An 8226-nucleotide genomic window follows, 5' to 3' on the forward strand; every position below is an offset into this window, starting at 1 on the left:
AGACTTCATGAACGCCCAACCCGAATCCATACTAATGAAGGAAGATATCATTAACTTTCTCAGTAAATGGCTTCCTCAATTCAAAGCATCAAACCGTAGCTACATGACTATCGCGATCGGCTGTACCGGCGGCCATCACAGATCGGTCTATATTAGCGAACAGCTTGGTGCGCACTTCAAGTCGCAATTTGATAATGTCCAAATTCGCCACAAAGAGCTACCTTCACCTCACAAAACGTAATAAACTACCCTCTTTTCATTAGCTTAGTAGAACATCCATGCTTTCAGAACAAATCGAAATTATTAACAAACTTGGTCTCCATGCCCGTGCAGCCGCTAAATTTGTCGGTACTGCAACACGCTTTGAAAGCAGTATTAAAATCGCAAAGGATGGCCGAGAAGTCGATGGTAAAAGCATTATGTCTGTGATGATGCTCGCCGCAAGCTGCGGATCTTTTGTTGAAATCAGCTGCGAAGGTGCGGATCAGGAAGAAGCAATGACAGCGATCAAAGACTTGATCAATGATAGGTTTGGAGAAGGCGAATAAGCGCTCACTAAATTTCAAGCCCCCCACTCTTATCAGCTCCAATAAACTAGAACTCACTTTATAAAAGCAAACTAAGGCTCTGTTTATTGGATTATTCTGACTGTCGAAGTGTCAATTCATGCGCTATACTTAAGCAAACGTTTAAGCTATCTATATAGGTCTAATTGTAATCATCACTTCACCAGGCTTATCTGTTTTATCACTTAGCAGTTAACTAGAGATCAACGTGTTCCATGCCTAGCCAATTTTCAAACAAAAGCGCTAAAGAGAAACTTCATAGTGTAAATGAAGTAATCGAAAGCGGCTCTATCCGGCAAATTGAAAGGGTTGTGAACAAGGGGCTAAACGCAAGTGATATTGCACACCTAATTGAATCCTCTCCACCGCGAGAGCGAGCACTAATATGGCGCTTGCTGAATGACGATTTAAAAGGTGAAGTCCTACAAGATCTCTCTGAAGACATACAGGCGCACTTCCTCAGCAAGTTAAATGCTCAGGAAGTCGTAAACTTCACAGAAGACCTCGATACAGATGATCTCGCCGACATACTTCAGCAGCTACCTGACAATGTATCAGCTGAAGTCCTTGAGTCAATGGACACGCAAGACCGTGCCCGTGTCGAGGAAGTCCTCTCATATCACGAGGACACTGCCGGCGGCTTAATGAATACAGATACCGTCACCATCCGCCCCGGTATCACTATTGACGTTGTGTTGCGTTACTTAAGAAGACACCGTTCCTTACCAGAAATGACTGACAAATTGTTGGTTGTTAGTCGTAAAGATGAGCTAGTCGGAACTCTGCCACTTAATAAATTACTTGTCTCTAATCCCACTGCCACGGTTCGGGAAGTAATGGAAACTGACACCATTACCATAGATGTCAATCTGACCGATAGCGAAGTAGCTAATCTATTTGAAAGAAGAGATCTCGTCTCTGCGCCGGTTATTAACAAGGAAGGCATCCTTCTGGGCAGAATTACAATCGATGACGTGGTTGATGTCATCAGAGAAGATGCTGACCATTCGCTAATGAGCATGGCAGGTCTTGATGAAGAAGAAGATACATTCGCCCCCGTTAAGCAAACAAGCAAGCGCAGAGCTATATGGCTTGGCATCAACTTGATTACTGCCTTCATCGCATCAACAGTGATTGGCGTATTCAAAGAAACCATCGAGCAAGTCGTAGCGCTCGCCGTATTGATGCCTATCGTCGCCAGCATGGGGGGCGTCGCAGGTAGCCAAACATTAACACTGGTTATTAGAGCTATTGCTGTTGGCCAAATCAGCCATTCAAATCTGTCATGGCTGTTAAACAGAGAGTTTCTAGTATCCATAATCAACGGCACACTTTGGGCTTTTGTGGTCGCTGTCGCCGCCATTCTTTGGTTTAACGACCTAACGATTGGCCTGGTGATCGCTGCAGCAATGGTCATTAATCTAGTCGTAGCCGCCATCGCTGGCACAATCCTGCCTATTTACCTAAAATCAAAAAGCATTGATCCTGCACTAGCTGGTAGTGTTATCCTTACCACAATTACCGATGTTGTAGGCTTTTTGTCATTCTTGGGCTTGGCAACTTTTGCCTACGCGAACTAGTAAGACTCCATTAATATATTTTTTTGTTATACCATACAGGTACCCAAGTAATGAGCGATTTTGACCAATACCACGACGAAGATGATCTAGAATTTGAGAAAAGTAAAAGTCAGGTCAAGCGCGAGATGGAAGCACTCCAGGCTTTAGGCCGAAAACTTACTGAACTAAAGCCAGCTCAGCTAAAAAAAGTGCCAATGAGTGAAGATCTGACTCATGCAATAAAAGAGTCCTACAATATTCGTCAAAATGAGGCGAAAAGGCGGCACCTTCAATTCATTGGTAAGCTAATGCGCGCAGAAGACGCTGAAGCGATTCAGTTCGCAATTGATCAGTTTGACTCCAGCAGTCAACGATATGCTCAAGAGCTTCACCAAATGGAGTCCTGGAGAGACCGTTTGATTAGCGGTGGAAATGATGTGCTTAGTAATTTTATTTCCGACAACCCTGATACAGACGTACAACACCTGAGAGCGCTCGTTCGCAACGCTAAGAAAGATCACGACCAGCAAAAGAATACTGGCGCGGGTAAAAAGCTGTTTCAATATATTCGAACGATTACTCAAGATATTGAGTAAAGCCAGCTAACTTGAAAATAGCGGCATCGCTGCGCGAATTTTATTCAAGCCTTTAAAATCCAAATTCGCACTACAAATACCAGCTCCTTTGCCGAGCTGGTTTAATATGTTTCCCCAAGGGTCGATGATCATACTCTGTCCCCAAGTTTTACGCCCACGGCTATGCTCTCCACCCTGATTTGCAGCAATAACAAAGCACTGGTTTTCAATAGCTCGCGCACGCAACAATAACTCCCAATGAGCTTGGCCGGTTTTTTCGGTAAAAGCAGAAGGTACAAGTAATATTTTTGCCCTTGCCCTACGCATGTCCTGATACATCTCTGGAAAGCGCAAATCATAGCAAATTGAAAATCCGATTCCGGCCTGAGTACCATCTTCGAAACTTATCGTTTCAACTACGGTTCTTTCACCGGGACAAAAGGTATCCGACTCACGATACTCGCCATGCTCATCACCGACCTCAACATCAAATAAATGTTGCTTATCATAGTAGGCCTGTACTTCACCTGAGATATTAATCAGAAGACTACGACTAAAATATCGTTGCTTCCCTTGTGAACTAAGTGAGAGCGAAGCGGGGAACGGCAAACTACCCAAAACCAGGTTGATAGAATTATTTTTGGCAAATTGACGAAAGGCTTCCAAATATCCTTCGAACTTTTCCTGAAGCTGGGAATTTAGTGCGCTGCCGAAATAAAGAAAGTTTTCAGGGAAAACAACTAGCTCACAATCAGAACCAGAAAATTCACGCTCGAGTACCTCCATCGCCAGCTTGAAATTTTCTTCTGGCTCATCAGTACTGACCGTTTGAATGCATGCAACTCGAACCACGGCGTTACCTTATATAATTGATTGATGTCGTAGTATTTTAATTCGGTGCCAAATTGCTTTCTGCACCCGCATCACTCTCTTCTATTGGTGGCGTTACTCGCTGAGGCGTTTGAGTCGTCTTACGTTTTTTCTTGCTCGCGTTTACCGCCTCTTTTAATTCCACTATAGGCTTTTGCCACGTACCCGTAATATCGTATCGGGAAGTAGTTAAAGCACTTAAGGGTTCACCAAGCAATTTGTCTGCAAGCCAAACTAAACCTCCAATTTGAGGAGCACCAAGAACGAGAGCTGCCAAAGGCACATTCTGCGAAAAAGGCAGCTCAATAAGCATGTCCAGGTCCAGCGCCTTACTCGCTAAGTCACTACTTCCGTTTATGGTGTACTTCCCTGCCGGCCCATCAATGACCAAGGGTTTAGAGAGTGTAAGTAAGCCCTGATCTATACTTGAGTTCATCGTAAAAGAGTCGAAGCCGACCCCACTTTTATACAGGTCGGAGAAATCCAGCTTTAAACGACGCATTATCGCTTCAGCGTTCAAGATGCCGAACAGACGTAAAGCACCTGTTTTTTCATCGTCAGTTTGCAGAAATCCATCTTCGAGTATCAGTGACAGAGAGCCTGATAGTTTACCTAGCGAAAAGTCCTTAGGTGCACCAGGCCAGGTAAGCGCAAGCTTTGAACTAAAGTCATCACTACTCACAAGAGGATCAATACCTGCCAATCTGAATACATTTTCAAAATGCCTACCTTTGCCATCCATTGTCAGAATGCTGGTCTGTAAATTGTCTTCTGAAACCTGCCAATTAAGCCGTCCGGAAAACTGGCTACCTTTAACACTGCCTTTTATATTTGAGAATATCGCTCCTGTTGGCGACGACTGCAAATTACCACTCCAAGCACCTAGTTTTCGACCATCTAACTGCAAGTTAGACGCGGAGAATTCGACATTACTAAGCGTTCTAGGGTCAATTGGCGCACTATCTTCCTTTAAGTCTGAACTTGGTGTATCGCTACTTAATACCAGTTTGCTGAAATCTGCCTTGATAGAGCCATCAGTATTCGGCAGAACTATTTTTCCGGAGATATCCTCGCCTCTCAACTCAACTTGCCACTCATCACTTGGCTGAGAAATTTCTATACGAGCTTGTTTTAACTTATGATCAAATGCAGTTGTAGAAGCAACATCTAACTGAACTTTCTTAAGAATACTTTCCGTATTATTATCACTATCCAGCTCCCAAGGTAAGGCTATTAAATCGCCTACAAAGTCGATCCATGAATCTGCATCTAGTTCATTGAGATTAGCCGCGATGTTGAGGCCACTTAAGTCTGGCGCTTCCATACTAGCCTTATTTATCGAAACCTCTCCAAATGAAAATTTACCATCCACAAACAATAATTCGGTGTTGAGCGCCTGACTATTATCCAAGTTCAGTTTAGACAATACCAACATCTGCGAAGGTTTGAGTTTTAGACGAGTAATGAAATCCTCTCGTTGATCAACATGTTTCGCCAAGGGCCAAGGCCAGTCGCGCGTCAAGCCTTTTAAATTACTTCGAATATCAACAAAAGGCTCAGACTCCTTATGATTTGGGAGGTATAGTTCAGCGAGGTAATCGAAGCTTCCACCCAAAAACGCCGTAGTTTGATAGCCAAAAAAGTCGAAAACCTGTTCGATATCGGTATTACCTGCCAGGCTTATATTCGTTTGTGAGAGGTCTCTAAATTCATTACTTTCAAGATCAGTAAGCAGATAATCGTATGTAGCTGGATCAAAAGAAGTAGAAATATTTAGCAATGCAGGCTTCCCGAAAGCAATAACCTCTACGTCATTAGCTGTTACGCCCTTATCTTCTGTAACGTCGAGGACACCTGTCACGCGGTCAAAACTGATTCCAGAATCGGGATGATGAAGCTTAACCCCTTCTAAAGTCGAGCGAATAAGATAAGCAAGCTCAGCGCCGTCATCTCCTTCGGATACGGGTATATCCAAGAGTACGTCAACATCAAAGTCACCTTCGAACACTAACTGCTCTGCAACAGCTTCAGTATGTTCAGAGATTGGTGACTCAGCCAACCAATACTGTAAGTTTTCAGATGTAGCCTTTGTACTGCTTTCTATTCTAAGTATTGAGCTGGCTGCCCCTTCAGGCTCAAGCATTGTAGCTCGAACTTCATTTAGCTTTGTGTCGACAATTTTGGCCTCAGGAGCAATAACCAGCAACTGACCATTTTGAAGTGAGATATTCGCGTTTAGTTGCTCAGCAGGCGGCCAATTCCTGTCAAAGTCGAGCACCAGGTTTTCAGTATTCAGGTCGATGCTAGAAGTAAAGCTGTTGTCTGCAGTAATAGTTTCAACTGATCCGTGCCCCAGGTAAACTCCTGAAACAACGGTACCGGACCTTAAGGCATCGACTAACCAATCATGTAGACCTGAACCAACAATATAGTAAGGCACAAAAGACGGAGCGCTGGGAGCACTAAGATCTTGAAGAGCAATGGCTAAATCCAAGTAATCTTCATCGCCCTCTCCGTTTAGCCTTATAGAAAAATCACCATATACCAAACCTCCGTCTTGTTGCACCAAGCGCAAGCCATCAGAATAAACGTCTACGCCGTCTTCTTGAATATCCCACGCAACGTAACCATCAGCCTTTGCCATCGTCCAAGGCTCAAGAAATAATTCCGGGAAACCCAGCTCAAAGTCATGACTTGAAAAGTTTACGAAGCCTCCCTGATTATCAGCAAATACATATCCATTGATACCCATCCCGGAGGGTGTTCCTTCATAAGCATCTAGAGAGACCTGATCAAGCTCAGCTTCAAAGGTAAATGATGAGGCGTCTTTTTGATGTTCGATATTGATCCAGGCGTTTTTTAGTTGCCCTTCTGGCTGACTAATCTCAAGACGATCATGAAGATTATCTGACAAAAGCCCAGACGCGAGCCCCAATTGAGCAAGACAGTAAATATCGAGTTCTGACATCGATACCTTTGTTTGCGATGCATCACTGTTAATATTAATAACATCGCTTTGACACAAGCTCCCTTTCCAGGAGAAATTAAGGCCGTAAACAGACATATTCTGACCCTGATTGCTCTTTTGCCAATGGTAATCGAAAGCCAGGTTTCGTATTGGCGGAACGGATTGTTCCCCCGCACGCCAATTCATTTCATTTAGCTGAAGGTTGCCTTGAATTGATGTAAGACTAAACCCTTCGAATTCTAACCATGCACGCGTGCTTGCGGAAATATCATCAATTGATAGACTTTCCCAGCTATAAACTTGTAGCAATTTACCAAAGAATTCAGCGGAGCGTGCTTCGATATATAAGCTAGTCTTCATTCTTGATTCAGTTAACACGCCCTTACCTTCCAGAGAAAAAGATAATAAGGAACTAGCACTGTCAGACTCTCGAATCGAGCCGCTAATGAAGACACTATCATCGTGGTAAGTTAAGGAGCTGTTGGGAATTCTAAGAGTTTGAACCAAGCCTTTATTGTTATGTAAGGAGAGGCTTAAATCGTTAAGGTAGATTTTCGCTTGCCCAAGTAGAGCTTCTATATCTATTGGCAAGGCAGTTGGTGTCGCCTTCTCTTGCTGCTGTAACAATTCTTTTAAATCTACCGGTGTTGAAGCGACGGACCAGGCACCATCCTCAAACTGTTGCATACTAAGCTCAGTATGCTCAATCATGATTTCCTTGATAGAAGGCTGGAGATTAAGAAGAGAGTTGAGGAATGAAGCCTGTATACGTATACGCCCAACATAAGCGTAGCTCTGCCCGTTGACGCTAAGGCCGTGAATATTGAGCGTTGGGTCAAGACCACGCCAAGCAGAGTTCAATTGACGAATTTCAACACGCTGACCACTTAACTCAGATAGGTAACGCTCTAGATCAGGACGGTAGTCTTCAAGAAATATACTGGCTATTCTTAGCCCGAGTACGTACAAGGCAACCAGAAATAATACCGAAAAGGCAATCGTTATTAACTTAATCCTAATGATTTTCAGTATTTTATTCTTCACATTGTCACGCTAGACTAAGACTACATCAAATTGTCCCTGATTATACATGACTTCTACTTGAAACTTGATTTGCTTGCCAATGAAGGTTTCCAAGTCAGCAACATTGTCAGACTCCTCATCGAGTAAGCGATCAATCACGTTTTGCGAAGCCATAACCAAATAGATATTTGCGTCATAAGCACGATTCACCCTGAGAATCTCACGCATAATTTCATAACAGACTGTTTCAGCGGTCTTTAACACACCAGTGCCATCACATACAGGGCAAGGCTCACACAAGGTTTGCCCCAAGCTTTCAGTGGTACGCTTACGTGTCATTTCAACCAGGCCAAGCTCTGAAACGCAACTTACCGTTGTACGTGCATGGTCTCGCTCAAGCATTTTCTCTAACATTCGTAGAACCTGGCGCTTATGTTCCTCATCCTCCATATCGATGAAGTCGAGAATGATAATCCCGCCAAGATTTCTTAAGCGCAATTGCCTACCAATGGTCCTTGCAGCTTCGAGATTGGTCTTGAATATGGTCTCTTCAAGATTACGATGCCCGACAAAACCGCCGGTATTCACATCAATCGTGGTCATAGCTTCGGTTTGATCAATGATTAGATAGCCACCAGACTTAAGTTGAACCTTTTTTCCCAGCG

General features: G+C 43.6%; 7 protein-coding genes. 4 read left to right on the forward strand and 3 right to left on the reverse strand.

The window, feature by feature from the left end; genetic code table 11:
• The 4 genes from A3735_RS27040 to yjgA form a co-directional block, all read left to right on the forward strand.
• Positions 1-241: RNase adapter RapZ (locus tag A3735_RS27040; RefSeq protein ID WP_304440034.1), on the forward strand; the 241-nt coding region annotated here is incomplete at its 5' end.
• A 37-nt stretch (positions 242-278) separates the two neighbouring features.
• A complete protein-coding gene (locus A3735_RS27045; protein WP_068509651.1) occupies positions 279-548 on the forward strand; it encodes an HPr family phosphocarrier protein in 270 nt (89 codons plus the stop codon).
• A 233-nt stretch (positions 549-781) separates the two neighbouring features.
• Entirely contained in the window at positions 782-2146 is a 1365-nt protein-coding gene (mgtE, locus tag A3735_RS27050; RefSeq protein ID WP_068553992.1) for a magnesium transporter, read from the forward strand.
• Positions 2147-2196: 50 nt separating this feature from the next.
• On the forward strand, positions 2197-2721 hold the full coding sequence (yjgA, locus tag A3735_RS27055; protein ID WP_068508115.1) for a ribosome biogenesis factor YjgA: 525 nt from the start codon (positions 2197-2199) through the stop codon (positions 2719-2721).
• A 6-nt stretch (positions 2722-2727) separates the two neighbouring features.
• Here the strand turns inward: yjgA and A3735_RS27060 are convergent, their stop codons facing one another.
• The 3 genes from A3735_RS27060 to A3735_RS27070 form a co-directional block, all read right to left on the reverse strand.
• The gene (locus A3735_RS27060; RefSeq protein WP_068510930.1) at positions 2728-3552 is read right to left on the reverse strand and encodes a carbon-nitrogen hydrolase family protein; all 825 of its coding nucleotides are present in this window, start codon (positions 3550-3552) and stop codon (positions 2728-2730) included.
• A gap of 37 nt (positions 3553-3589) precedes the next feature.
• Positions 3590-7582, reverse strand: coding sequence for a YhdP family protein (locus A3735_RS27065; protein WP_068507585.1), 3993 nt, complete (start codon positions 7580-7582; stop codon positions 3590-3592).
• Between the two features lie 9 nt (positions 7583-7591).
• Positions 7592-8226, reverse strand: a 635-nt coding sequence (locus A3735_RS27070) for a ribonuclease E/G (protein ID WP_197486083.1), incomplete at its 5' end; no start/stop codon positions are given.

The sequence above is a fragment of the Oleiphilus sp. HI0061 genome, assembly GCF_001635675.1.